At 56.1% G+C, this 23601-nt stretch carries 26 protein-coding genes; 11 read left to right on the plus strand and 15 right to left on the minus strand.

Annotated elements, in window-relative coordinates:
• The first annotated feature begins 31 nt into the window (after positions 1-31).
• Positions 32-310, plus strand: a complete 279-nt coding sequence (locus MKZ87_RS03900) for a DUF3509 domain-containing protein (RefSeq protein ID WP_085701185.1) — start codon at positions 32-34, stop codon at positions 308-310.
• Positions 311-385: 75 nt separating this feature from the next.
• Here MKZ87_RS03900 and mtnC read toward each other — a convergent pair whose 3' ends face one another.
• From mtnC to aroC, 5 genes are all read right to left on the minus strand, one after another.
• A complete protein-coding gene (gene mtnC / locus MKZ87_RS03905; protein ID WP_085701184.1) occupies positions 386-1069 on the minus strand; it encodes an acireductone synthase in 684 nt (227 codons plus the stop codon).
• Between the two features lie 4 nt (positions 1070-1073).
• A complete protein-coding gene (locus MKZ87_RS03910; protein ID WP_085705349.1) occupies positions 1074-1619 on the minus strand; it encodes a 1,2-dihydroxy-3-keto-5-methylthiopentene dioxygenase in 546 nt (181 codons plus the stop codon).
• 91 nt (positions 1620-1710) lie between these two features.
• A complete protein-coding gene (locus MKZ87_RS03915; RefSeq protein WP_085705305.1) occupies positions 1711-2337 on the minus strand; it encodes a methylthioribulose 1-phosphate dehydratase in 627 nt (208 codons plus the stop codon).
• Positions 2334-3479, minus strand: coding sequence for an MFS transporter (locus tag MKZ87_RS03920; RefSeq protein ID WP_085705307.1), 1146 nt, complete (start codon positions 3477-3479; stop codon positions 2334-2336). The genes MKZ87_RS03915 and MKZ87_RS03920 overlap by 4 nt, the downstream gene beginning before the upstream one ends.
• 31 nt (positions 3480-3510) lie before the next feature.
• Complete coding sequence (gene aroC, locus MKZ87_RS03925; RefSeq protein ID WP_085701181.1) at positions 3511-4602, minus strand: chorismate synthase; 1092 nt, start codon at positions 4600-4602, stop codon at positions 3511-3513.
• 130 nt (positions 4603-4732) lie between these two features.
• On the opposite strand from aroC, the gene MKZ87_RS03930 reads away from it, so the two are divergent.
• Positions 4733-5686, plus strand: coding sequence for an alpha/beta hydrolase (locus tag MKZ87_RS03930; RefSeq protein WP_085701180.1), 954 nt, complete (start codon positions 4733-4735; stop codon positions 5684-5686).
• A gap of 148 nt (positions 5687-5834) precedes the next feature.
• On the plus strand, positions 5835-6626 hold the full coding sequence (locus MKZ87_RS03935) for a hypothetical protein (protein WP_085705309.1): 792 nt from the start codon (positions 5835-5837) through the stop codon (positions 6624-6626).
• Between the two features lie 42 nt (positions 6627-6668).
• On the opposite strand, the gene prmB is transcribed toward MKZ87_RS03935, so the two are convergent.
• A complete protein-coding gene (gene prmB, locus MKZ87_RS03940) occupies positions 6669-7577 on the minus strand; it encodes a 50S ribosomal protein L3 N(5)-glutamine methyltransferase (protein WP_085701178.1) in 909 nt (302 codons plus the stop codon).
• Positions 7578-7816: 239 nt separating this feature from the next.
• On the opposite strand from prmB, the gene MKZ87_RS03945 reads away from it, so the two are divergent.
• The 3 genes from MKZ87_RS03945 (at position 7817) to MKZ87_RS03955 (ending at position 9491) form a co-directional block, all read left to right on the plus strand.
• The gene (locus MKZ87_RS03945) at positions 7817-8407 is read left to right on the plus strand and encodes a cysteine hydrolase family protein (RefSeq protein ID WP_011333204.1); all 591 of its coding nucleotides are present in this window, start codon (positions 7817-7819) and stop codon (positions 8405-8407) included.
• Between the two features lie 131 nt (positions 8408-8538).
• Positions 8539-8859, plus strand: coding sequence for a hypothetical protein (locus tag MKZ87_RS03950; protein ID WP_007960009.1), 321 nt, complete (start codon positions 8539-8541; stop codon positions 8857-8859).
• A gap of 74 nt (positions 8860-8933) precedes the next feature.
• Positions 8934-9491 (plus strand): Smr/MutS family protein, encoded by a 558-nt coding sequence (locus MKZ87_RS03955; RefSeq protein WP_039769915.1) that lies wholly within the window; start codon positions 8934-8936, stop codon positions 9489-9491.
• Positions 9492-9868: 377 nt separating this feature from the next.
• Here the strand turns inward: MKZ87_RS03955 and MKZ87_RS03960 are convergent, their stop codons facing one another.
• A complete protein-coding gene (locus MKZ87_RS03960; protein WP_266200299.1) occupies positions 9869-10240 on the minus strand; it encodes a response regulator in 372 nt (123 codons plus the stop codon).
• A gap of 144 nt (positions 10241-10384) precedes the next feature.
• On the opposite strand from MKZ87_RS03960, the gene MKZ87_RS03965 reads away from it, so the two are divergent.
• The 5 genes from MKZ87_RS03965 to MKZ87_RS03985 all read left to right on the plus strand — a co-directional run bounded on the left by MKZ87_RS03965 (position 10385) and on the right by MKZ87_RS03985 (position 17443).
• On the plus strand, positions 10385-11512 hold the full coding sequence (locus MKZ87_RS03965; RefSeq protein ID WP_266200300.1) for a sensor histidine kinase: 1128 nt from the start codon (positions 10385-10387) through the stop codon (positions 11510-11512).
• A 340-nt stretch (positions 11513-11852) separates the two neighbouring features.
• A complete protein-coding gene (locus MKZ87_RS03970) occupies positions 11853-12071 on the plus strand; it encodes a hypothetical protein (RefSeq protein WP_266200301.1) in 219 nt (72 codons plus the stop codon).
• Positions 12072-12317: 246 nt separating this feature from the next.
• Positions 12318-14423: an AAA family ATPase gene (locus tag MKZ87_RS03975; RefSeq protein ID WP_266200302.1), complete on the plus strand. Its 2106-nt coding sequence runs from the start codon at positions 12318-12320 to the stop codon at positions 14421-14423.
• 304 nt (positions 14424-14727) lie between these two features.
• The gene (locus tag MKZ87_RS03980) at positions 14728-16701 is read left to right on the plus strand and encodes an AAA family ATPase (protein WP_266200303.1); all 1974 of its coding nucleotides are present in this window, start codon (positions 14728-14730) and stop codon (positions 16699-16701) included.
• A 334-nt stretch (positions 16702-17035) separates the two neighbouring features.
• On the plus strand, positions 17036-17443 hold the full coding sequence (locus MKZ87_RS03985) for a response regulator (RefSeq protein ID WP_266200304.1): 408 nt from the start codon (positions 17036-17038) through the stop codon (positions 17441-17443).
• A gap of 87 nt (positions 17444-17530) precedes the next feature.
• Here the strand turns inward: MKZ87_RS03985 and umuC are convergent, their stop codons facing one another.
• The 8 genes from umuC to MKZ87_RS04025 all read right to left on the minus strand — a co-directional run bounded on the left by umuC (position 17531) and on the right by MKZ87_RS04025 (position 23593).
• Positions 17531-18808 carry a translesion error-prone DNA polymerase V subunit UmuC gene (gene umuC, locus MKZ87_RS03990; protein ID WP_266200305.1) on the minus strand — a complete coding sequence of 426 codons (1278 nt, stop codon included), beginning with the start codon at positions 18806-18808 and terminating at the stop codon, positions 17531-17533.
• The gene (locus tag MKZ87_RS03995) at positions 18801-19226 is read right to left on the minus strand and encodes a LexA family protein (RefSeq protein ID WP_266200306.1); all 426 of its coding nucleotides are present in this window, start codon (positions 19224-19226) and stop codon (positions 18801-18803) included. Before MKZ87_RS03995 ends, umuC begins: the two co-directional genes overlap by 8 nt.
• A 138-nt stretch (positions 19227-19364) precedes the next feature.
• Complete coding sequence (locus MKZ87_RS04000; protein WP_266200307.1) at positions 19365-20159, minus strand: DNA adenine methylase; 795 nt, start codon at positions 20157-20159, stop codon at positions 19365-19367.
• 150 nt (positions 20160-20309) lie between these two features.
• A complete protein-coding gene (locus MKZ87_RS04005) occupies positions 20310-20852 on the minus strand; it encodes a lysis system i-spanin subunit Rz (protein ID WP_266200308.1) in 543 nt (180 codons plus the stop codon).
• Complete coding sequence (locus tag MKZ87_RS04010; RefSeq protein ID WP_266200309.1) at positions 20834-21397, minus strand: glycoside hydrolase family 19 protein; 564 nt, start codon at positions 21395-21397, stop codon at positions 20834-20836. Before MKZ87_RS04010 ends, MKZ87_RS04005 begins: the two co-directional genes overlap by 19 nt.
• A gap of 30 nt (positions 21398-21427) precedes the next feature.
• Positions 21428-22477, minus strand: coding sequence for a phage late control D family protein (locus MKZ87_RS04015; protein ID WP_266200310.1), 1050 nt, complete (start codon positions 22475-22477; stop codon positions 21428-21430).
• Positions 22478-22566: 89 nt separating this feature from the next.
• Positions 22567-22773 (minus strand): tail protein X, encoded by a 207-nt coding sequence (locus MKZ87_RS04020; protein WP_266200311.1) that lies wholly within the window; start codon positions 22771-22773, stop codon positions 22567-22569.
• On the minus strand, positions 22748-23593 hold the full coding sequence (locus MKZ87_RS04025) for a phage tail protein (RefSeq protein WP_266200312.1): 846 nt from the start codon (positions 23591-23593) through the stop codon (positions 22748-22750). The genes MKZ87_RS04020 and MKZ87_RS04025 overlap by 26 nt, the downstream gene beginning before the upstream one ends.
• Between the last annotated feature and the right edge of the window lie 8 nt (positions 23594-23601).

The following is a 23601-nucleotide window of genomic DNA, read 5'->3' on the forward strand; positions in this document are numbered from 1 at the left end:
TTGCCATTCAAGTGCATACGGAGCGAAAGACATGAACCTGATCCAAGAAAAATTTACTTCCCTGTTCTCCAACTTCGCCGTCACCACTGCGCCACGTCCTGATGGCGGGATTTTGCTGACCCTGAAGAGTGCCGACGGCAAAGTGTTCAAACGCGTGCTCTCCTATCAGCAATTGCACGCCGCCGACCAATTGTCGTGGGCGATCAGCGCGATCCGCCGTGATCTCGCGGAACAAGCCAGCGAGCTGCCGCAAATCGGCATGCTGCAAAGTCAGCAGCGTTTTGCCCTGCCGACCTATCACTCGATGTAATTCGAACACCGTAAAAAAACAGGCCGTGAAGCTTTCGCTTCACGGCCTGTTTTTTTACGCGTCGATTGTGTGAACTCAGAAGGCTTCCGGTTCGATCCCGGTAAAGCTGTCGACGGTCACATGCCCTTCCAGCTCCCCGCCCTCACGGGCCAGCCCGCAAGTTTGCAGACCGGCGGCCCTGGCGGCGTCGAGCTCCTGGACGATGTCGGACAGGAACAGAATTTCTTTCGGCTCCACTCCGATGGCCTGCTGGATATTGCTGTATGACTGCGCTTCGCGCTTCGGGCCTGACGTGGTGTCGAAGTAGCCGCTGAACAGCGGCGTCAGATCCCCGGCTTGCGAGCAGCCGAAAATCAGCTTCTGCGCCTGGATCGAACCGGACGAATAAACAAACAGTTGATATCCGGCCTGATGCCAGCGCTGGAGCGCTTCGACGGCGTCCGGGTAAACATGCCCCTTCAACTGCCCGGCCTGATAACCCTGTTCCCAGACCATGCCCTGCAACGCTTTCAGCGGCGTGGCTTTGCGGTCTTCGGCGATCCACGCCAGCAGAATTTCCACGACCCGCTCAACGTCGGCGTGCGGTTCGTTGCTGTCGCGGCGCACCGCGTCCAGTTGCTCGGCGACGTCAGCGCGCTGGGCATTCTGGCGAACGAAGTCCGGCAGATGTTTCGCTGCGTACGGGAACAGCACGTCGAACACAAAACTCACCGCGCTGGTGGTGCCTTCGATGTCAGTGAGAATGACCTTGATCGACATCGGTTCAGTCCTCCAGACGCGGGAAGCGGCCGGCAATGTCTTCGCCGGTGAAGTTGGCGACCCAGCCTTCAGGGTTGTTGAACAGGCGGATCGCAACAAAGTGCGGGTTCTCGCCCATGTCGAACCAGTGCCTGGTGCCGGCCGGTACCGAAATCAGGTCGTTCTTTTCGCACAGCACGGCGTAGACGTAATCGTCGATGTGCAGGGTAAACAGGCCACGACCGGCGACGAAGAAGCGCACTTCGTCTTCGCCATGGCGATGTTCTTCGAGGAACTTGGCGCGCAATTCGGCTTTTTGCGGATGGTCGCTGTTGAGGCTGATCACATCGACCGTGATGTAGCCGCGCTCGGTCATCAGTTTGTCGATCTGCTCTTTATAGGCCCCGATCACCTCTTCCTGGCTGGCGCCGGGCTGGATTTTCGCGGCGGCCTGCCAGCGGTCGAAGCGTACGCCCTGCTCGGCCAGGGTCGAGGCGATGTCTTCGAAATGGGTCAGCACCTTGTTCGGAATTTCGGGGCTGGAAACGTGATAGACGGACAGGCTGCTCATGGGGCACTCCTCGGTATCGGCCTTGCCGTCCGGTTCTTTCAGACCGGTCGGGCACTGCATTCATCAGGCAAATGGGCTGGTTCTGGTGAAGTCAGCCTTGGCGGTTCATGACGCTGCGGGTCTTCAACTCGCATTCAAACAGGAATTCAAAGGCCTCGATCTGGCGCAACGCGTCGCTCATCTGCGCGCCCCAGGTGTAGAGACCGTGGCCGCGAATCAGATAACCGACGCAATCGGGATGGGCGTCGAGCCAAAGCTGCACCTTGGCGGCAAGGCGCGCAATGTCCTGATCGTTGTCGAAGATCGGCACGCGCACCCGGGATTCGTGGGTGGAGATGCCGCTGAAGGCCTTTTGCAGTTCGTAGTCTTCGAACTCGATAAAGTCTTCCGGCGTCAGGCGCGACAGCACCGTGGCGTTCACCGAATGGGTGTGCAACACGGCGCCGATTTGCGGACGCCAGCTATAGAGCTGGGTGTGTAGCAGGGTTTCGGCGGACGGTTTTTTGCCCGGTTCCAGGCTGTTGCCGGACAGGTCGGTAGCGAGCACATCGTCCAGACCCAACTGGCCCTTGTGCTTGCCGGACACGGTCAGCAGCGCTTCGCTCGGTGACAGGCGCGTCGAGTAATTGCTGCTGGTGGCCGGCGACCAGCCGCGACCATAAAGAAAACGCCCGGCGTCGACAATTTGCTGGGCGAGCTGTTCACGGGTAAGGCTCATGGCCTGTCCTCTTGCATTCGAATGGCAATGATAACGGCAGCGGCGAGCGCTGCGAGACTGGCAATACTAAAGGTCAATGTCGCGCCGAGGGCATTCCAGCTGTAGCCGGAATACAACGCGCCGAGCGCACCGCCCGTGCCGGCCAGCGCTGCGTACAACGCCTGGCCCTGCCCTTGCTGGCGCGCGCCGAAGCTACGTTGCACGAACGCGATGGCAGCCGCATGAAAGCTGCCGAACGTCGCCGCGTGCAGCACTTGGGCAAACAACAGGATCCACAGGAATTCGGCGAACGAACCTAGCAGCAACCAGCGCAGCGCCGCCAGCAGAAAACTCGCCATCAGCACCCGCCGCAGGGAAAAACGCGCGAGGATCCGGCTCATGGCCATGAACATCAGCACTTCCGCCACCACGCCGACCGCCCAGAGCATGCCGATCACGCCACGGCTGTAACCCAGTCGTTCGAGGTGCAAGGTCAGAAACGTGTAATACGGCCCGTGACTCATCTGCATCAGCGCCACGCAACCGTAGAACGCCAACACGCCGGGATTGCGCAACTGTTTGAGAAAGCCTTCGCCCGTCGGCCGGTTACCCTGAGGCGGCTGAGCGTTCGGCACCCACAAACTGCTGAGCACGATGCCGGCCATGATCAACACCAGCGCCGCCGGGTAAATGTCGAGGCTGAGCCATTCGAACAGGCGCCCGAGGGCGACCACGGTGATGATGAAACCGATCGAGCCCCACAGGCGAATCTGACTGTAGCGGGCGGTCTGGCCCTGTAAATGCGCCAAGGTAATGACTTCGAACTGCGGCAGCACCGCGTGCCAGAAGAAAGCGTGCAAGGCCATGACCATCGCCAGCCAGGCGTAGGTCTTGCTGACGAAGATCAGCGAGAAGGTCAGCAGCGTACACACTGCGCCAAAGCGCACGATCGCCAGGCGTCTGCCGGTGTAATCGCCAAGCCAGCCCCAGATGTTCGGCGCCACGCAGCGCATCAGCATCGGGATCGCCACCAGCTCGCCGATGCGCGCGGCGCTGAATCCGAGGTGATCGAAGTACAGCGCCAGAAACGGCGCCGTCGAGCCAAGCAAGGCGAAATAGAACAGATAGAAACTGGACAGCCGCCAGTACGGGAGCGCCGCCACGGTCAGACCGCGGCGGCTTTGAGATCACCCATCAAAGCTGACCCAGCACCGGAGTGCTCACACGCACGTCGGCGTTCTGGCCACGGTGACGCAACAGGTGATCCATCAACACGATGGCCATCATCGCCTCGGCAATCGGCGTGGCGCGGATGCCGACGCACGGATCGTGGCGGCCTTTGGTAATCACTTCGACCGGGTTTCCATCGATGTCAATCGAACGGCCCGGAGTGGTGATGCTCGAGGTCGGCTTCAAGGCCAGGTGCGCTATGATCGGCTGACCCGAAGAGATCCCGCCGAGGATGCCGCCGGCGTTGTTGCTGAGGAAACCTTGCGGGGTCAGTTCGTCACGGTGCTCAGTGCCGCGTTGGGCGACGCAGGCGAAACCGGCGCCGATTTCCACGCCTTTGACCGCGTTGATGCTCATCAGCGCGTGGGCCAGTTCGGCGTCGAGGCGGTCGAAGATCGGCTCGCCCAGGCCCGGCATCACGCCTTCGGCAACCACGGTGATCTTCGCCCCGACGGAGTCCTGATCGCGGCGCAACTGGTCCATGTAGGCTTCCAGCTCCGGCACTTTGTCCGGATCCGGGCTGAAGAATGCATTCTGCTCGACCGATTCCCAGGTCTTGAACGGGATTTCGATCGGGCCCAGCTGGCTCATGTAGCCGCGAATGACGATGCCCTGGCTGGCCAGGTACTTCTTGGCGATGGCGCCAGCGGCGACGCGCATGGCGGTTTCCCGCGCGGAGCTGCGACCGCCGCCGCGATAATCGCGCTCGCCGTATTTGTGGTGGTAGGTGTAGTCGGCGTGGGCCGGGCGGAACAGGTCCTTGATCGCCGAGTAGTCCTTGGATTTCTGGTCGGTGTTGCGGATCAGCAGGCCGATGGAACAGCCGGTGGTGCGACCTTCAAACACGCCAGAAAGGATTTCGACTTCGTCGGCTTCCTGGCGCTGGGTGGTGTGGCGGCTGGTGCCCGGCTTGCGACGGTCGAGGTCGCGTTGCAGGTCTTCAAGGGAAATCTCCAGGCCCGGCGGGCAGCCGTCGACAATGGCGACCAACGCCGGACCATGGCTTTCGCCCGCGGTGGTGACAGTGAACAGCTTGCCGTAGGTATTGCCGGACATGCAGGACGCTCCGTGAAATCGAACCCAAATTCGTGATGCGCGCCAGTATACGCAGGCTAACCGAGTAGTTCATCCTCGAACCTTAGCGGTGTGGGTGAGTCCAACCGGCACCTTGGCAAATGATGGCGTGATGATGCTGCGAGTTTTGATCTTGAGTCTTTCCCTGTTTACCGGCTTCGTCCAGGCGACTGTCCTGCAACGTCCGGTCACGTTGACTACCGACAACGGCGAACTTTTCGGCTCGCTGTTGCTGCCGAAATCCGACAACCCCGTGCCGGTTGTCCTGATCCTTTCTGGCTCGGGTCCTACGGATCGTGACGGAAACAACCCCGATGGCGGGCGCAATGACAGCCTCAAGCGATTGGCCTGGGTGCTGGCCAGACACAACGTCGCCAGTGTGCGTTTCGACAAGCGCGGCGTGGCTGCCAGCCTGGCGGCGACCCCGGATGAGCGAAACCTGTCGGTGGAAGCCTATGTGGCGGACGCCGTGGCCTGGGGACAGAAGCTGAAAGCCGATCCGCGCTTCGGCCCGTTGATCCTGCTCGGCCACAGCGAAGGCGCGCTGATTGCCAGCCTTGCTGCTCCAAAGGTCGACGCAGCGGCGGTCATTTCGCTCTCCGGCACGGCTCGACCGATCGATCAGGTGCTGCGCCGGCAACTGGCCCGCAGCCTCCCTCCTGCGCTGATGCTGCGCAGCAATGAACTGCTCGATAGCCTCAAGGCCGGGCGCACCGACGACAATGTGCCGGCGCCGTTGCAGGTGATTTTCCGTCCGAGCGTGCAGCCGTACCTCATTTCGCTGTTCCGTCAGGATCCGGCAGCGGCCTTCGCCCGGCTGAAAATGCCGGCGCTGATCGTGCAAGGCAGCAACGACATTCAAGTTCAGGTCGATGATGCGAAATTGCTCAAGGCCGCCAAACCGGACGCGCAACTGGCGCTGATCGAAGGCATGAACCACGTGTTGCGCATCGTGCCCAACGACGTGAAGCGGCAACTGGCTTCCTACAAGGACCCGAATTTGCCCCTGGCGGCGGAGCTGGGGACCCGCGTCCTTGAATTTATTGACGGACTTCGCACCCGTTAAGCGCTAGGGGGCGTTCTCAGCTAGTTTTCACGCGTAAAAACTAGCTGAGAACGCCCCCAGACCCTCTAGGACTTTGAAAAACGGCCGATAAGCCTTTGTCGCCAGCGTACCGGCTGGCGGCAAGCAGCTTGGACAGGATCTCGCCGTTATGACTGATACCCAGACTTCACCCGACACCACCGCTGAAAAAGACGCACCGCCAGCGGTCGAGCTGCCATGGGCGGACGTCCACGTCGAGCACCACAAGATGCTCCGCCTGGCGCCGTTACAGACCGACCGCAACACCGGCGGACGGCCGCTGCGCTTCGTTGAGTTCGGTTACGCGGAACGCAACAGCAAAGAACACAGCCTGATGCGCATGGCGATCAAGTTGCCCGCTCAGCGCGTTCGCAAGGAACAGAATCATCTGGACGTGTGGGTCGACCACGCGACCAAACGCGTGCATTTCGGCCCGGACAGCGGTTTGCAGATCGAACCGATGAACCGTGGCATCGGCCGTTTCATGGCCGCCCAGGGCATCAATTGGGCGAAAAAGCGCTGGCCCACCTACACCGTCGACGGCATGGACTTGAACAACAAGGACGCGCTGAACGAAGACACCCGCCTGCGCCGCGACCACTTTCTGCGGGTGCATGGCTTCGACGTGGTTTACGCCGACGCCCAGCATTTGAAGGGTAGCGTCAAGGAAGTCCAGGTCGGTGACCTGCTGGGCGACTGGAACAGCGAAAAGCTGCAGATCGTCGAAATTCTTGAAGCTGCACAGATGTTGCAGCAGGCCGAGCAGAATCTGGCCGAGCAGGAAGTGAAGCTGAAGAAGCAGGAAGACAAGGTCAGCAAGTTCAAGCGCGAAGACGCCGGATTGCGCTTCACCATTACCTGCCTGGTGGCGTTTGCGGTGTTTCAGGCCGGGCTGCTGATCTGGATTGCAACGCACCACTAAGCCAATGATCGTTCCCACCGGGGTGGGAACGATCGTTTCAGGTCAGACGCGGGAAGCGAACAGCGCCTGATGTTCGCGGCACTGTTCGGCAGTCAGCATGAACACGCCATGCCCGCCGCGCTCGAACTCCAGCCAGGCGAAATCGACTTCCGGGTACAGCGCTTCGACGTGTACCTGGCTGTTGCCCACCTCGACAATCAGCAAACCCTTCTCGGTCAGATGATCCGCCGCTTCGGCGAGCATCCGACGCACCAGGTTCAAACCATCGTCGCCGCAGGCCAGGCCCAGTTCCGGCTCGTGCTGGTATTCGTCCGGCATGTCGGCGAAATCTTCCGCATCGACGTAGGGCGGGTTCGACACGATCAGGTCGAAACGTTGACCCGGCAGCCCATCGAAACCATCGCCCTGCACGGTGAACACACGCTCATCGACGCCATGACGTTCGATGTTCTGGTTCGCCACTTCCAGCGCTTCGAATGACAGATCCGCCAGCACCACTTCGGCGTTCTGGAACTCGTATGCGCACGCGATACCGATGCAACCGGAGCCGGTGCACAGATCGAGAATGCGCGCGGGTTCGTCACCGATCCATGGGGCAAAACGGTTTTCGATCAGCTCGCCAATCGGCGAACGCGGGATCAGCACGCGTTCATCGACGATGAACGACATGCCGCAGAACCAGGCTTCGCCCAGCAGGTAAGCGGTCGGAATGCGTTCTTCGATGCGGCGCTTGAGCAGGCGCTGAAGGTTGACCAGCTCATCGTCTTCCAGCGCGCAATCGAGATAGCTGTCGGCGATCTCCCATGGCAGGTGCAAGGCACCGAGCACTAGCTGTCGGGCTTCGTCCCAGGCATTGTCGGTGCCATGGCCGAAAAACAGATCCTCCCCATGGAAGCGGCTGACGGCCCAACGGATGTGGTCGCGCAGGGTACGAAGTCGGGAAGTGATCACGGGGCAGAACTCCAGAAAAAACGACTGGCGATTCTAGCAGCCAAAACGCTCCACGACGACGCAGGAAGGATTCCGGGGCGACGGTAGGACGCTTCCGATTTTCCACTCGGCTATTGAACAGATCGTGTAACTTGACAAGGCTGCAGGCCAGCAACGACGGTGCCTACGATGGTAGCGATTCACAGAACCGCTCAGCCAGAGGACAATGTCGCAAAAGCCCCACCCGAAGGAGCCCCAGAATGTCCGTTCCAAAAACGATGTTTCAACTCAGCGGTCGCGGTTACGCAGCGGCCACGTTGAGCCATGCCACCGTGGTCATCATCGATGCCCAGAAAGAGTACCTCAGCGGCCCGCTGGCCCTGAGCGGCATGGACGCGGCGGTTGCGAACATCAAACAACTGGTTGCCGCCGCCCGTGCAGCCGGCCGGCCAATCGTGCACGTGCGTCACCTCGGCACTGTCGGCGGTCTGTTCGACCCGCAGGGCGAGCGCGGCGAGTTCATCCCCGGTCTGGAACCCCAGGGCGATGAAACCATCATCGGCAAGTTGCTGCCGAGCGCCTTTCACGGCACCGAACTCTACGATCGTCTGCAAACCATCGGCTCGCTGGACCTGATCGTCTGCGGTTTCATGAGCCACTCCAGCGTCAGCACCACCGTGCGCGCGGCGAAAAACCTGGGTTTCCGTTGCACCCTCGTCGAAGACGCCTGCGCCACCCGCGATCTGCCGTTCAAGGGCCGCGTGCTCAGCGCCGAACAGGTACAGGAAGCGGAAATGGCAATCATGGCCGACAACTTCGCCACCCTAGCGCTGACCCAGGATCTGATCTGATCGACCGAAAATGAGCGGCTCAGCCCGCCGCTCATCTGCAAAGACCTCGCATTTGCTTCAATTACCCTAGCCTCAGGAACAACCCGGTCAACTCCCGGTCGAAGGGCCGATACCCATTGAGGAAGGTCGGAATGAAGTTATCCGATGGATTTGACGCACGCCGCTTGCGGCCCAAAGGCCAAAGCAACTGGCGATTTCGATTCGGCGCGGCGATCGCGGCCATTCTGGCCACGTTCGGCGTGCTGCTGGCGATGGCCGGGGCCGCCAGCCTGCTGGGGCGCCCGCCGGCGCTCGGCGATCTGAATGCAACACCGCTCGGCTCGGCAATCATTCTCGCAGTCGGCCTGCTGTTCCTGTATTTCGGTGTGGCCCTGTGGCGTCGGTGCCGGCGTCGCGCACGGCAATCGCGGGAGCTGAACATGTCCCCGCACCTGATGAAAAAACATGATTGAATCGACGGCCTGGCTTTTTGCCGGGCCGTTTTGTGTCTGTTTGGGTAAACTGGCCGCCCTTCGCGGAGGCTGACATGCAAGACGACGATTTTTCCCTGTTCAAAAGTGCGATCCAAGGCGTCAAGCCGATCAAGCACGACCGCGCCGACACCGGCAAACCCAAGGCTGACCGTGACCGGATCGCCAAACTGCGCCAGTCTGCCACCGTGCGCACCGACACCACGACCGTTGACGGCTTGTCCGATCAGTTCGTGATTGACGTCGGCCCGGAAGACGAGCTGATGTGGGCACGCGACGGGGTACAGGAAAGCCAGATGCGCAAGCTCAAGATCGGGCAGATCCCGTTCGAAGGCAGCCTTGACCTGCACGGCATGAGCGTGGAAAAGGCCCGCGAAACCCTTTGGGCCTTTCTGGCCGAAGCGACCAAATTCGAAATCCGCTGCGTGCGCGTCACCCACGGCAAGGCTGTGCGTCTGGACGGCAAGCGGCCGATGATCAAAAGCCACGTCAACACCTGGCTGCGCCAGCATGCGCAAGTGCTCGGTTTCTGCTCGTGCCAGGCGAAACATGGCGGTGCCGGCGCCGTGTATGTGATGCTCAAACGCACCATGATGGAAGGCCGCGACGAATAATCCCGTTACACCGAACTTGCAGGGTCGTGTCCGCCACCGTACCCTTGCCCTTTGCGAAAATCCCCACAGGTAGTTTCATGTCCCTGGAACAGAATTACACCGCGATGTTTAAGGGGTAAGAGTAGGTTCTCAGGGGCAATGGAATCAGGGGCTTAGCACCGAGAAAACCTCAGACTTTCGTGCAAAAACACAGTTATTGGTACAGAAATTGGTACGGGATTTATATCCCAAATACATCGAAGAAGCCCCGCATTGCTAGCGATGCGGGGCTTCTTTCATTTTGGAATGATGCCTTGACCGTAAATCGAATTACGGCTGTCGGCCGGAAGCACGCGCATATAGGCGATTGTTTACCGACAATACCAAACAGCGGACTTTTAACGTGGTCTTGCATTCGGTAATAACTCTTCAATCGCACAGTGCAAAGCATCCAAGTGCACGGGCTTGACCAAAAATCGCGCGTTGGCAGGAAGAAAACCGGGCGGTAGCACCGTGTTTCCAGACATCAAAACGACAGGCAATTCAGGCCATCGCAACCAAATCGCTCGAGCCAAGTCCAACCCATCGAGCCTACCCGGCATGCGCACGTCGGTAATCACCAAGGCAGTGGATATCGTGCCCTCCAATGCGATTAACGCCTGGTCAGCACTGGATCGCTCGATCACCTCATGACCGAGAATCTTCACGGCCTCCGCCATCACTGAGCGCAAAAATCCGTCGTCCTCGACCAAAAGTATATTGAGTGGCACGGTGAAACTCCCTTGGGCTCAAACAAGATGTCGACCATTTATCAATCAGGAGCACATCGACTTTTCGATGCCTTCATTCAGGTCTAATCTTGTCAACTCAACTGCGCTCGACGTCACTTCCTCCGCATAAACCCAAGGACAACGATGAGACTTCACCAGTTCATTCTAGAGCATATCGAGCAGATTCTGATGGCTTGGGAAAGCTTCGCCCGCTCAGTGGAAACCGCGCTGCCCACCATGGATGCGAAGGGGCTGAGGAATCATTCTGAGCACATCCTGAGGACGGTAGCTCAAGATATGCAAACCCCTCAGACCGAGCGACAGCAGATTGCTAAATCTCTCGGTCAGGGGCCGACGTTGGAAGAAGACTCGCCCGCGCAGACGCATGCGGTGACGCGATTTGTGGCAGGGTTTTCCATGGATCAGATGGTTTCAGAATATCGGGCCCTCCGATCGAGTGTGCTTAGGCTTTGGCTGGCGGAGTCTCGGATCGAAGATTCGCATGATGTGCAAGACATCATCCGCTTCAATGAAGCAATAGACCAAGCGCTCGTGGAGTCGATTGCGAGATACGGTGAGGCCGTGGAGAACACGCGCAAACTTGTTCTGGGCGTACTCGGTCATGACCTGCGTTCACCGCTCGGGGCTGTATTGATGGCCAGTGACTTATTGCGTGAAAGCGCCCATCTGACATACAGGGACCGAAGGCTGGCAGAGCAAATCAAAGCGAGTGTAAGCAGAGCCAATCACATGGTCGGCGATTTGCTCGACCTGGCCCGCTCAAATCTGGGCGCGGGTATACCAGTCAACCCAGAAGATACTGATCTATCGATTGTGTGCGCTTCTGTTTTAGAAGAGTTACGCACCGCATTTCCGCAGGTGCAGCTCGTTTCGCATGTGAGTGAACGAGTAGCGGGACGGTATGATCCGTCGCGCATCGAACAAGTCTTCACCAACTTGATCGGTAATGCGGTCAGACATGGTGACTCATTGCAACCCATCCATGTGACCTTGTCTCAAGATGGCGATTACTCAGTCTTCAGCGTGCAGAATCGCGGCGAACTGATACCTGCAAGCGTAATACCCCATCTTTTCAACCCCCAGGCCCGTTACTCAAGCTATGCAGCAACTGAAAAAGGATCGACTGCCGGCTTGGGGCTGGGGCTGTTCATTGCGTCGGAGATCGTGACAGCCCACGGAGGAGAAATCGGGGTGGTTTCCACACCTGAGCAGGGCACGATTTTTAGGGTTCAGCTCCCAATCATCCAGTGATCCATCTCACGCTATCTAGCGGGAAGCTCGTCACGGTCTACCCTCAAGTTTGATCCTCATGACCCCTTCATACCCGCCTCCCCTTGGCGGTTTTTTTATCGGATATTACATCCAATTCTGCGAATGACGCTCACTAGCATCACAACTAATGCCGAGAACGGCCGTAGGCTTGCTCCTATGATGGATTGGATGCAGTAGCCCGCCTCCACCCCTAACTGATTGACTAAAGTCTCAAATCATCTACGCGGTGTAGCAATTTTTAAGCATGCGGTAGCTAAGCCTGTCTGCTGCGGCCGCATGAGCTAGGCTTTGCGAACCCCTCATTACTAGGATGGATCGCATGCCAAACAACTCACCTTCTAATATCGCCACTGCTGATGCCCTGACCTTACTCCTGCACAACCAGCATGCGCTGGCGGCGGCAATCGAGGAGGTCGCCGTTTGGCTTGCAGCTAACGGCGTGGCAGTGGTTGCAGATAACGCTGTGATGGCTATGGAGGCGTTAGACACGAATGCAAAAGCGATCACAGATGCGATCATGCGTATACGGCAATCCTAATAACGCTTTTGCAGGCAGCAATTGGCAAAAGCGGCAGTCCGTGAGCGGCAGCTTTCGGCCAGAAGCGGACATCGGCAAGCGGCCGGTGCCGGCCAAGAGTGGACGCTCGCGGTTTAACGCACAAAAACCTCCGGATACTGTGGATTCCCGGCTACAAAATTATATAGATCGGACATTCACGGGCGAATTTAAGAAATAGCTGCTAATTTTATTTTCCTACTCTGGTCAAGATAAAGGGGGGGGCGCATGGCTAACTACACGGTTACCGTACTCAACTGCAACAGTATTGACCGCGCAGATGTAGTTATTTCTGAGGGAGCGCTAAACATCAAATATGGGCCAAACGGCCTAGGAAAAAGCACCATTGCGAAAGCTATTATCAGCCATATTCGTGCTGACGGCACTCTCCACGAGTTAATCCCATTCAAGCACCGCGGCAAGCCTGATATGCCAGCCCCGGAGGTTCAGGGAGTGGATAAACTCAGGAAAGTCCTCGTATTTGACGATAGTTATGTGCAGCAATTCGTCTTCCAGAAAGATGAGATTGTGAAAAATAGTTTTGAGATTTTCATCAGAACTCCGGAATATATGGCGGAGATGGCTGATATCGATTCGCTGCTTTCGGGTATCCGAAAAGCGTTTTCCGACAATGCTGAAATCGGGCAAGTCGTAACCGATCTGAAGGAGTTACGAGAGGCCTTCGGAAAGTCCAAGACAGGTGCCATTCCCAAGACAAGCAAGATCCACAAGGCATTCGGAACTGGCAATAAGCTGGAAAACATTCCTGATATCCTGCAACCATTTTCGACGTTTATTAAAAGTCAAGAACCCGCCAAATGGATCGCATGGCAGGTAAAAGGCAATGAATTTCTACAATTAGCAGATAGCTGCCCCTACTGTTCAACAGCGCTGACTAGCGCAGAACAGAAGGACACAGCCTTAGCCGTCGAAAAAGAGTATGACTCCAACACCGTCGGTCACATTAACCTCCTTCGCGGAATCATTGACAGGCTAGGAAAATATTTCAGCGAGAAGTGCCGGGAGAATCTGGAAAATGTAACAAAAGCAAAGGTTGAATTGCAGGCGGAGGAGCAAAGCTTCCTGACGGGCCTCAAAGCGGACATTGATGCGTTGATCAACAAGCTGGAGGGGCTGCGAACTATATCTTTTTTCTCTCTACGCGATTTCGAAGAAGTTGGCGATCAACTCACACCTTTGAAAATTGACCTCAATTTGATTGACAAGCTTGACTCTGAGGAGACGCGCAAGACTGTCGACCCTATCAACCTTCAGCTGGACGACTTGATTGGGAAAGTTGGTAGCCTCAAAGGGAAAATCAATCGACACAAAGCGAAAATTAAAAAAAACATCGAAGACAACCAGAACAGCATCAATGGCTTCCTAAAGTCTGCAGGCTACAAATACGTCGTTGAAATCGTAGCCGAACCAGAATCCTACAAAATGAAGCTAATCCACAAAGACCAGGTAAATTATATAGAGACGGCCTCACGTCATCTGAGCTACGGAGAAAAAAACGCATTTGCGCTGGTGCTATTCATGCATCAGGTCCTAAGTGAAAAACCGGATTTGGTCGTATTGGATGATCCGATCTCGTCTTTCGACAAGAATAAGAAATTTGCGATCCTTCAGGAGCTATTCCGGGGTAAGGCCAGTCTGCGCGGCATAACCACGCTGATGCTCACCCACGACATCGAACCCGCGATTGATGTCATAAAAAGTACCAACGCCATATTCAAGGCCGCCGAACCGTCTGCTTGCTTCTTATCTTCGCGCGCCGGTGTTGTAACGGAAGTTCCGATTGAGAGGAACGATATCCAGACCTTCGCCAAAATCTGCAAAGTTAATATCGAGGCACTTACCGACATCGTCCTGAAGACAATCTACCTGCGACGACACTTCGAGCTGCTGGACGACGCAGGCTTGGAATACAACCTACTTGCTAGTCTTTTCAAGGGGCGGGATACCCCGACAATTCAGTCAGGGTCTTCTATTCGGGACATGACGGCTGCAGAACAGGCAGATGCCGAGTCACTAATCCGCAACAACCATATCGCCGAATTTAATTACATTGCCCTAGTGGCTGAGGTGAAGGACGTTGAGGTCATCAAGGCCAAGTTTTACGCGACGGTTGTGGGTTATGAAAAAATCCAGCTGTTCAGGCTGATCAATGATGAGCACGACGACAGCGTCATCCGGAAATTTATCAACGAGTCCTATCACATCGAGAATGAGTACGTGATGCAGCTCAACCCGCATAAATTCGAGAGCATTCCGGAATATGTCATCGAGGAGTGTGTCGCGCTGCTTACGCCAGCTCCCACCGTTGCGTAAGCCAGTACCACGGATCTGATCCCAACTGACGCTTGGGGGCTTTTTTGACCAGACGGGAATCCCACAGAATTCGGAGATTTTACCGTTCGATTTTTTCCGAATTCTGTAGCCTCCCCCTCATTGCTTACATTGAAGCTGAAACCGTACCCAAAGCTATAAAGGCCCCGTTTCCTTCGGGTCGACTGCTGCCCTTCACGAGAGACAGCAATCGGCCCCAAATGCTAACGAAGGTTGCTATCACTTTGATATCGGCTCGAACTGAGTTAGGGTGTCGATACATAATAGCAATGCGGATGATTGGCTGATGATTGTCGGATTGTTCATAAGAAACTTTAAAATCTATCAAAACATCAATTACATACCCCTCTCTAAAGGGAAATTATTTAGCGCTATAGTAGGGGAAAATGGGGCCGGGAAAAGCTCAATCCTAGAAGCCTTGAATTCATACTTTAATAATTTCGACTGGAACTGTAATCATATTGTCGTAACAAGTGGGTTTGATACCAGAGAGCCGTTTATATGCCCTATATTTCTATTTGAAAAAGGTCGTTTGCCTAGCACGTTTAAATACGAACCCGCTCTGGATGTTGCTAGCCATTTCGTATGGAACGCTACTAGTCAGTCTTTTAATTCTGCTAATAGAAAGATAGCAGCGCAGTTTTGTGAACACCGCGATCAGCTTCTTGAGGAAGGCTACAGCAGTGAAACACACTACCTGTTCCCAATGGGTTTGTTAAAGCACGGCATAAATACACCTACTGAAAATTATTTTTCTATTTTTGAAACGCACGAAGATGAAATCGGCGTTAAATTTTTAGATATGATTGGCAAGGTTGAGGCGGAAGCACTTTTGCAACTGGTCCAAGAAGCGTATAGCTTTGTATATCTGCCTTCAGAAATCGACTTTCAGTCGTATACGAAAATCGAAGGGCGAACCATACAAGCATTACTTGGACGAAAGCTAGATAGTATCGTGCGTGCTTTTATTAGTTCAAAAACGATTACAGATATCAATCGGGATCTGACAGCTTTTCTCAATGAGATAGCAGCAGTGCTCGAAGGATATGAATATAAAAAACCTTCAAAGAAACAGACCTTATTTAATCACTCTCATTTTACGGAAAAGGTGATTGAGGCCTTTTTTGATTCGAAAGTCTTAACAAGAATTGATGGCGACAACTCCACCCCAGTAAACAACCTTAGCTCTGGTGAGAAGCGCAAAGCTCTTATTGATGTTGCTCGCGGCTTCCTCTTAAGAGCCGAACAGAGCGGGCCTCAGCAAGTCATATTGGCGATAGACGAGCCGGAACTTTCGCTTCATGTATCCGCATGTTTTGAGCAATTTGAGAAGCTAAGAGAAATATCCGAAGCGAACGTTCAAACAATTATTACAACACACTGGTACGGATTTATGCCAATAGTGTCGAGCGGAGTTGCGGTATATATATCAAAGATAGAGCAAACTCGCGTGGCGCCATTAATCGACTTAAGGTGCTTTCGTGATGACATCAAAAAGTTAAAAGAGAAGACGCGCGGTGTGCTGCCGGCCAATATTGAGCTAAAAGGAATGAATGATCTCGTTCAATCGATCATTGCGTCAATTACAGGGTCAGATTATAGGTGGATAGTTTGCGAAGGATCATCTGATAAAATCTATTTGGAACACTATTTTTCCGGTGATTCAAAAAGACCATTTATACTGCCGGTTGGCGCGGCCAAAAATGTCAAAAAAATATTTTCATATATTGTAATGGCATTGGATTCTGACAGGGATGATATAGAGGGAAGAGTTTTATTTCTACTTGACACTGATAAAAGTTTTGAGAAATTTGACGGGTCGGATGGTATTGAGAGTTTACGAATTCGCCGGCTTTTGAATTCTTCCTCAGAAATGAAAACGACTCTGGTGCATACAACTAACTCGATATTTTTTCCTCCTACAGAAATAGAAGACTCACTGGACGCGACGTCCTTCCTGAGTACGCTCGCTGCATTTGAAAAAGATGAGCTATATCGAGAGATTTTTGGCGCATTGTCAGAGCCACTAACAGTAACTGATTTTAATTATCCGTCAGGACTGGCTTTGGATCTCAGAAGCTCTGACAAATTAATTTTAGAAAAGCTTTTTGATCAGGATGGTTTCAAGATCAAGTTTGCATTGGCGTACGTTGAAAATTCTGATCCAAGTAAATGCCCAGACTGGATAACTGATATTAAGCAGTTTTTGTATCCTCCAAAGCCGAGAGTTAAACGCGTTAGAGCTGATAGAGCTAGCTAAACTTTCATAGCTTCGATTCCTTCGCCGTTATAGCGGGCGTCAGTTTGATAGAGAGGATCTTCGGCGCACCTCGCCCGCTTTATTTGAGGCGTTTGCTTTCTACAGTGCTTCCCATTGCCGCATTACTGTCAGCCGAAAGCAGCCTGGGACGAACGTCCGCTAATGGCCGTTAGCGGACGTTCGGCCCTCGGTACCCATACACCTAGCCTTGGGCCATCAGGAAAAGAATTTAGCTTCATCTGAAGTAAGCATCGCCGCATACAACTATTAGGAGTAGGGTGATAGGACTGCGTTCGTCGCAAATCGCGGCTTACCAATCTTTGGAGCCTGATTGATGAACGCGAATTGGGAGCGGGTTCGCCCCGTCTTAGGTACTGTGATCGTCGTCGAGGATGACTCAATCATACGGTTGTTGGTGAAGGATATTCTCGACGAAATCGGCGCCAAATCCGTGCTTTTCTCCAGCGCTGACGAGGCCTTCGACTATCTGCTGGGCACTCACGCCCATTGTCCGCTGGTGATTGTCGACCAAGGATTACCAGGAATAATTCAAGGCAGTGAGTTCATCGAAATGGTTAGGGCAAAATGGCCGGGGGTACGCTCAATTCTTACCTCCGGATATCTTCTGGAACCCGCCACCATTCCCGCTTACGTCACCTACCTGCACAAACCATGGTCTCCAGGTCTACTGATTACCACGATTACGAGCTTGCTGAACCGTAAAGGCAGAGCTTCAGCCTAATCGTCAAATTGCGCCCAAACTTTGCCTTTAGCATCGGCATCTATCGGTGCCGCCGTATAACGTAAACGCTGCCGTCAGTCAGTAGGTTCATTTGCAATTCACGGTCCATAATTGGTCCAGCCGTGTCGTGTAGCTTTGACTCATCATTTCTCGCCGCATACCCCATGCTGGATTACTTGGGACGCTCGCCGCTCGAAGTGTTCCCCTGCCCCATCGCTCATTAATCAGGTCCAGGACAGCCATGACCCGCGTGGACCCGTTTGGTTGCGAGATTGCAAACAAGTCCTCCGTGTATTCCCCAGGCTGACACAGGTTCATTAGCAATACCTCTGCCTTGCTGTACTTGAATCCTGGGCGATAGACACGATCTACGGCGTCAACCGCCGCCTTGGTCAGTAGCCGTACGTCGTCCGTTGGATAGGGCATATCAATCACTACGCCATTCGCGTACTTCGCCTCTTCTGGATTGAACATGCCGGTGCGGATGCTCACGCGGACTTTTTTGCACAGCGAGTTTTGCGCCCTGAGCTTTTCCGAGGCACGCATCATGTACGTGGCCACCGCTTCCTTGATCAGCGCCAGCTCTGTGAGTCGAGCGCCGAACATCCGACTGCAGCAGATCTCCTGTTTCGGCGGATCGGGCTCATCTAGCTCCAAACAGGGAGTGCCGGCCAGTTCGCGCGCCGTCTTTTCGATCACCACACTGAAATTTTTACGCAATGTCCAAGGGTCGGCGTTGGCCAGATCCATCGCACTTTTGATTCCCATGATATCCAGGTGGGCTTTCATGCGCCGCCCTATCCCCCACACCTCCGCCACATCAGTATTGCGAAGTACCCAATCACGCTTTACTGGGTCGCAGATGTTGACCACCCCACCCGTCTGGGCTTGCAGTCGCTTGGCGGTATGATTGGCGAGCTTGGCCAGGGTTTTGGTGTGAGCGATCCCCACGCCCACCGGAATGCCGGCGCACTTCAGCACTTGGCTCCGGATTCGCCGTCCGAGGCTATCTAGATCGTTAATGCCGGTGAGGTCGACGAACGCTTCGTCGATGCTGTAGACCTCGACTGCGGGCACCATGGACTCGATCAGCGTCATGACGCGCTCACTCATGTCACCGTACAGCGCGTAGTTCGAGGAGAACGAGACGATGCCGTGCTGCTTTAGCTTGTGTTTGATCTGGAAGTACGGCTCGCCCATTTTCACGTAAGGCTTGGCGTCGTAGCTGCGGGCGATGACGCAGCCGTCGTTATTCGATAAGACAACGATGGGGACCTTTGCCAGGTCAGGACGAAACACTCGCTCACAGCTGGCGTAAAAACTGTTGCAATCGATCAGGCCGAACACCGGCACCTGCTTAAACATGACTGCGCACGCTACCAATGATCACTCCCCAGATCGCCAGTTCATCGCCTTCCAAGACGTAACGCGGCGGATACTTGGGGTTTTCAGACAGCAGGATGATCTCTTTCCCACGGATGCATAGCCGTTTGCAAAGTGGGTCGTTGTTGAGCAGCGCAACGACAATATGGCCGTGCGCCGGCTCCAGTGAACGGTCCACTACCGCTAAATCGCCGTCAAAGATCCCCGCCCCCTGCATGCTCTCTCCGGCAATTTTCACCAGGTAAACATGCGGGGCACGAATGTTGAGCACTTCGTCGAGCGAGATGTGGGTTTCGATATGATCCGCTGCCGGCGAAGGAAACCCTGCCGGCACTCGAAAAAGGCAAAGGGGTAATTTCCGACCGGCCACGGCAACAGGGCCTAAGATTGAAAAGCTCATGACGCACGACTTCCGATACTGTACGAATATACAGTTAACGTTCAGAACGGCACTCGGTCAATTTCTGTAGGAAATATCTGATAGACGGGAGGTCGGATGTTCTCCTGATTGAAAATAGAGAATGATGACCAGCATCTGTCAGAACAACCCACCTAACGCTATCGGCTCCCAGTTCATGATTACCAGTTCGCCACTGACTTCAGCCTTCCCTTGCCGCTGATTGGCTGTGGTGTAGCGGATGTCCAGAGTCTCAAAATGGAAGCCTTCGAACACGCGGCGGATGTCCGGATGATCGTTGATGCTGACCATCACTTTGCCTTTGCAGCGGCGCATGAAGTCGGCCATCCGCTCGTAGTTCTCAAATGGAAAGTCCACGCCATAGCCGGCGGTCTGCCAGTAAGGCGGATCCATGTAGTGGAAGGTGTGAGCGCGGTCGTAGCGTTCAGCGCATTCAAGCCAGGGGAGGTTTTCGACGTAGGTTCCGGACAGGCGCTGCCACGCGGCCGAGAGGTTTTCCTCGATGCGTAGCAGGTTGATGGCCGGGGCAGTGGTCGCCGTGCCGAATGTCTGACCCGAGACCTTGCCAGCGAAGGCATGGTGCTGCAGATAGAAGAATCGGGCGGCGCGCTGGATGTCGGTGAGGGTTTCAGGGCGGGTCATCTTCTGCCATTCGAACACCTGCCGTGAGCTCAGCGCCCATTTGAACTGGCGCACAAATTCTTCGAGGTGGTTCTGCACGACACGATAAAGCGTGACCAGGTCGCCGTTGATGTCGTTGAGGACTTCGACGGGTGATGGCTGGGGCTTCATGAAGTAGAGCGCGGCACCGCCGGCAAAGACTTCAACGTAGCATTCGTGTGGCGGAAAAAGCGGAAGGAGGCGGTCGGCCAGGCGGCGTTTGCCGCCCATCCAAGGGATGATGGGTGTAGACATAAAAAGCAAGACCTTTACTGTATGGATAAACAGGTGCTAGGCTCGCCGCGCTTTGTGCACGGAGCAAGAGCCTTGGCTGGACTTGCAGGGACAATCTGCAGGGACGGCGGTCGATCCGGATGTTGACGCATCCGGACCGACCGCTCTTTTTCAGTTCGGTGTTGATACTTCTTTGGCGTATGCCTGACAGGCCGTGAGGGCAATCAGCCCCCGGTCGCCGTCATCGGTGACGCCGATAATTCGTTGAGCATGCGCCGGGTCAAGTTCGGCTCTTGTGGGACCATGAACCACGCTGCCGGTGGCGGCGGTGGCTGGCATCGATCCGTTGCCGGCGCTGGTGGTGGCATCGAGGAGAACTGACAGGCGCAGATCAGCAGTGGCAAGACGGTCGCGTAGGCGACCTTGATCACGTTGAACATCGTTCAGGGCTCGGTAATGGGTTTGTTCACTGGATGCCAGGCGCTGCTCGAGCGCGAGGCGTTTGTCTTGGTTGGCACGCTGCTGCGCGGCCGAGGCCTGGGCCAACTGATTGAGTGTGTCGGTGTGTAGCTGGGACTGCTCGGCGAGCTGTTTACCGTAGCGCCAATCCTGCACTTGCCAGGTGATGGCCGCAGATCCGCCGACCAGAGTGGCCAGCAGTACCGCTTTGCCAAACAACCGATAAGGTGTCGGGATCAGTTCACCGAGGCGCATAGCACTGCCCTCGCCCGCTCCCACAACTGCAGGCGATCCTGCAGGCCATTTAGCCCGCCGTTGATCTTGCGGGTGATTTCCTCGAATTCGCCCTGATCCGCCAGGGCATTCAGCCCTCGAACCCACCAGAACCATGCGGCCGACTCGGCAGCCCATTGCGGCTGCTCCAGCAGCTCAGGCGTGCGCAGCAAACGCTCGTCACCGAACAGTGCCAAGCTGCATCGCAGGTAGTTGTTGTGACCGGTGATCTGAATCAGCCCGCGACCACGGTAGCGCTGGCCATCGCCATCGGCCTCAGGTGTGTTACCCAGCCTTGTGGCCAGGGTGCCGGTGTCGTACTTGCTCAGGTACTGGTCGCCGCCCAGCTCGCGCACGTAGTTGAGCTGTCCGGATTCGTGCCCAATCTGGGCGAGAAACACGGCCTGTCGCTTGGGCGTGTTGATTTGCCGGTGATCCATCGCTGCATTGAGGGCGGAAACAAAAACGCCCGCTTGGCGGCGGGCGTTGGGCATCATGCGTTGCAGCTGCTGTTCTGTCAGAGCCATGGGTTTCTCCTGGGTTATGGGAACGCGGCGCTACTGCTTGATCTGAACGACCTTCAGATCCTTCGCCGATTTTTTCTTCTTGCCTTTGGCTTTCGCCTTGCCTTTTTTGCCGCCGTTGCACTCGACCGTCGTGCTCCAGCCGGCTTGGGTGAACACCTGCTCCACGGAGTCGACTAGGTACTCGCCGTCGAGTCCGACCTTGAAGCCCTGGGCGTTGATCGATCGTTCGGCAAACAGATCGGTGCGTCCGACCATCTCCAGCCGGACGCCGGCCGTGGAGCGGTTGAATGCGGTAAGACGGGCCTGGGCAGCGGCTTCGGCGGCTGACTTGTTTGGGTAGATGTGCCGGTCGGTGTGCACCGGCGGCAAGCCGTCGGGTGATTCATCGTTGTCGAGGGTAACCACGGCGAGCTTGCCGGTCCTCTTGTCCTGGTGCTTGGCCGACACAGCCTTGTGGGTGTTGCGGTCGCCGAGCCTGAACTGGAAACGACTGACGTCCCGCCGCTGGATAGTCACCGTGTCCAGCGCTTTACCCGACGCGCTCTCCCCGCCCTGACGCGGCATCACCAGCAGCTTGCCGTCGGCCACCTTGGCCGTGCAGTCGTATTGCTTGGCTAGGCGCGTAATGAAATTGAAGTCCGACTCGTTGAGCTGATCGGCGCGGGGCACTTTTGTCTGCACCGGGCAGACCGCCTGCCAGCCGTTGCGAGCGGCGACGTCGGCGACGATCCGCGACAACGGCACGTTTTCCCAGCTGCCGCTGCGAGTGGTCTTGCCACTACCACGCATGTCGCTGGCCTTTCCAGTGATAACCAACGTATCCGGCGGGCCGGACAGCTCAATCTCGTCGACGACGTATCGGCCGATGCGGGTCAGTTTGGTTTCTGCGTAGCCGAGGTAAACCTCGATACTGGCCCCGCGTGGAGGCAGCACCACCGCGCCGTCGCGGTCGTCGATGCGCAGCTCGAACTCGTCGGACTCCATACCGGGTTTGTCGGTGGTCTTCAGCTGCAGGAGGCGGTCGTTGATCCGATGGGTGATATCGGCACCGTCGGCGACGATGCGAAAGGTCGGGGTCATTATTTTTTCCAAAAAAAAGCCCGCACGGGGCGGGCTTTGGAGGGGGTGAAGCTAAAGGAGCAACGTGAACTACGGGTGACTATAGTTCATCAACTCCATAGCGATATGCCGTCCTCCGACGGCAGTGGCAGATCTGGTAACTCGATCACAATACCGGCCCGATAAGGTTGCGGCTCATCGGCCAAGCCCTGATTAGCATCCAGCACCGCCTCGACCGTTCCGTTAAGATGCCCGTAGGCGTGGTAACACAGGGTGTCGAGTAGATCCCCATCAGACGTTCTGCAGGTCATCGCCATAACGTACAAACTCCAAAGTGAACGCCTGTTTACGCGGGATACCACCTTGCAGCAGCGCGCTCTGTTCTTCTTCGACGTTCTTCAAACACCAGGTGCCGAGCACGTCGCCATAGCCGGTGGTGAGTGTCAGCGGCAGCTGTTGAGCGCCGAGACTGCGCAAAGTGTCCAGTTGTTTGATCCCACCCTTGAACCCCGGAAAGATCGCGCCCTTAAGGGTGATCTTTTCCTCACCGATGCCCACCGCCTGTTGCGCCGGTCGCCGGGTCAGGCGTTCCTGTGAAGCCCAGCGGTATTCGGTCGAGCGCCGCAGCTCGTCGAAGGCGGCGGTATCCAGGTTGAAGTAATACGGCACCGCTTTGGGATCCAGCGGCTGTACGATCAGCAGGTGCGGAAACGGCTTCACTGCTTCCGGTACCGGCGTCGCATCCCCAGCCAACGATCCGGTTGGCAGGATGTTCCCCAGCGATGGGCTGACCTTCCCGGCGATCTTGTTGATAGCGGTCGACGCCCGTGCCGCCTGCTCCTTGAGTTGGCCCATGCGTTCATCAATCTGCGACACGGCACGCGTGGCCTTGTTGTAGGTGGCCACCACCTGACCGACCTTCGCCTGGGCGGCGTTCACCCCGCGCATCACGCGCTGCAGTTTTTCACCGACTGCAGGACCGACAATCGGAATGCCTTCCAGCTCCGAGGCCGCGCCGCTGATCTCGCTGATCGCGCCGTTGACCGGGCCCATCATGCCGTCGAGGCTACGCCGTCCGGTCTCCCCCGCTGCCGCCAGCTGCTTGAGCCCTGATTGCAGTTGCTCCATATAAGCCATCAGTCCTC

Source organism: Pseudomonas sp. MCal1 (assembly GCF_026341415.1).
Taxonomy (GTDB): domain Bacteria; phylum Pseudomonadota; class Gammaproteobacteria; order Pseudomonadales; family Pseudomonadaceae; genus Aquipseudomonas.

Excerpts from the sequence above, each read along its gene's own strand:
- MKZ87_RS03910 (WP_085705349.1), bottom strand. The coding sequence starts at position 1,619 with ATGAGCAGCCTGTCCGTCTATCACGTTTCCAGCCCCGAAATTCCGAAC.
- MKZ87_RS04010 (WP_266200309.1), bottom strand. The coding sequence starts at position 21,397 with ATGGCTCTGACAGAACAGCAGCTGCAACGCATGATGCCCAACGCCCGC.
- MKZ87_RS04020 (WP_266200311.1), bottom strand. The coding sequence starts at position 22,773 with ATGGCGATGACCTGCAGAACGTCTGATGGGGATCTACTCGACACCCTG.
- MKZ87_RS03950 (WP_007960009.1), top strand. The coding sequence starts at position 8,539 with ATGAAGTTATCCGATGGATTTGACGCACGCCGCTTGCGGCCCAAAGGC.
- aroC (WP_085701181.1), bottom strand. The coding sequence starts at position 4,602 with ATGTCCGGCAATACCTACGGCAAGCTGTTCACTGTCACCACCGCGGGC.
- MKZ87_RS03970 (WP_266200301.1), top strand. The coding sequence starts at position 11,853 with ATGCCAAACAACTCACCTTCTAATATCGCCACTGCTGATGCCCTGACC.
- MKZ87_RS03945 (WP_011333204.1), top strand. The coding sequence starts at position 7,817 with ATGTCCGTTCCAAAAACGATGTTTCAACTCAGCGGTCGCGGTTACGCA.
- MKZ87_RS04015 (WP_266200310.1), bottom strand. The coding sequence starts at position 22,477 with ATGACCCCGACCTTTCGCATCGTCGCCGACGGTGCCGATATCACCCAT.
- MKZ87_RS03930 (WP_085701180.1), top strand. The coding sequence starts at position 4,733 with ATGATGCTGCGAGTTTTGATCTTGAGTCTTTCCCTGTTTACCGGCTTC.
- MKZ87_RS03900 (WP_085701185.1), top strand. The coding sequence starts at position 32 with ATGAACCTGATCCAAGAAAAATTTACTTCCCTGTTCTCCAACTTCGCC.
- MKZ87_RS03935 (WP_085705309.1), top strand. The coding sequence starts at position 5,835 with ATGACTGATACCCAGACTTCACCCGACACCACCGCTGAAAAAGACGCA.
- MKZ87_RS03965 (WP_266200300.1), top strand. The coding sequence starts at position 10,385 with ATGAGACTTCACCAGTTCATTCTAGAGCATATCGAGCAGATTCTGATG.
- MKZ87_RS03975 (WP_266200302.1), top strand. The coding sequence starts at position 12,318 with ATGGCTAACTACACGGTTACCGTACTCAACTGCAACAGTATTGACCGC.
- MKZ87_RS03985 (WP_266200304.1), top strand. The coding sequence starts at position 17,036 with ATGAACGCGAATTGGGAGCGGGTTCGCCCCGTCTTAGGTACTGTGATC.
- mtnC (WP_085701184.1), bottom strand. The coding sequence starts at position 1,069 with ATGTCGATCAAGGTCATTCTCACTGACATCGAAGGCACCACCAGCGCG.
- MKZ87_RS03915 (WP_085705305.1), bottom strand. The coding sequence starts at position 2,337 with ATGAGCCTTACCCGTGAACAGCTCGCCCAGCAAATTGTCGACGCCGGG.
- MKZ87_RS04025 (WP_266200312.1), bottom strand. The coding sequence starts at position 23,593 with ATGGCTTATATGGAGCAACTGCAATCAGGGCTCAAGCAGCTGGCGGCA.
- MKZ87_RS04005 (WP_266200308.1), bottom strand. The coding sequence starts at position 20,852 with ATGCGCCTCGGTGAACTGATCCCGACACCTTATCGGTTGTTTGGCAAA.
- MKZ87_RS03980 (WP_266200303.1), top strand. The coding sequence starts at position 14,728 with ATGATTGTCGGATTGTTCATAAGAAACTTTAAAATCTATCAAAACATC.
- MKZ87_RS04000 (WP_266200307.1), bottom strand. The coding sequence starts at position 20,159 with ATGTCTACACCCATCATCCCTTGGATGGGCGGCAAACGCCGCCTGGCC.
- umuC (WP_266200305.1), bottom strand. The coding sequence starts at position 18,808 with ATGTTTAAGCAGGTGCCGGTGTTCGGCCTGATCGATTGCAACAGTTTT.
- MKZ87_RS03995 (WP_266200306.1), bottom strand. The coding sequence starts at position 19,226 with ATGAGCTTTTCAATCTTAGGCCCTGTTGCCGTGGCCGGTCGGAAATTA.
- MKZ87_RS03955 (WP_039769915.1), top strand. The coding sequence starts at position 8,934 with ATGCAAGACGACGATTTTTCCCTGTTCAAAAGTGCGATCCAAGGCGTC.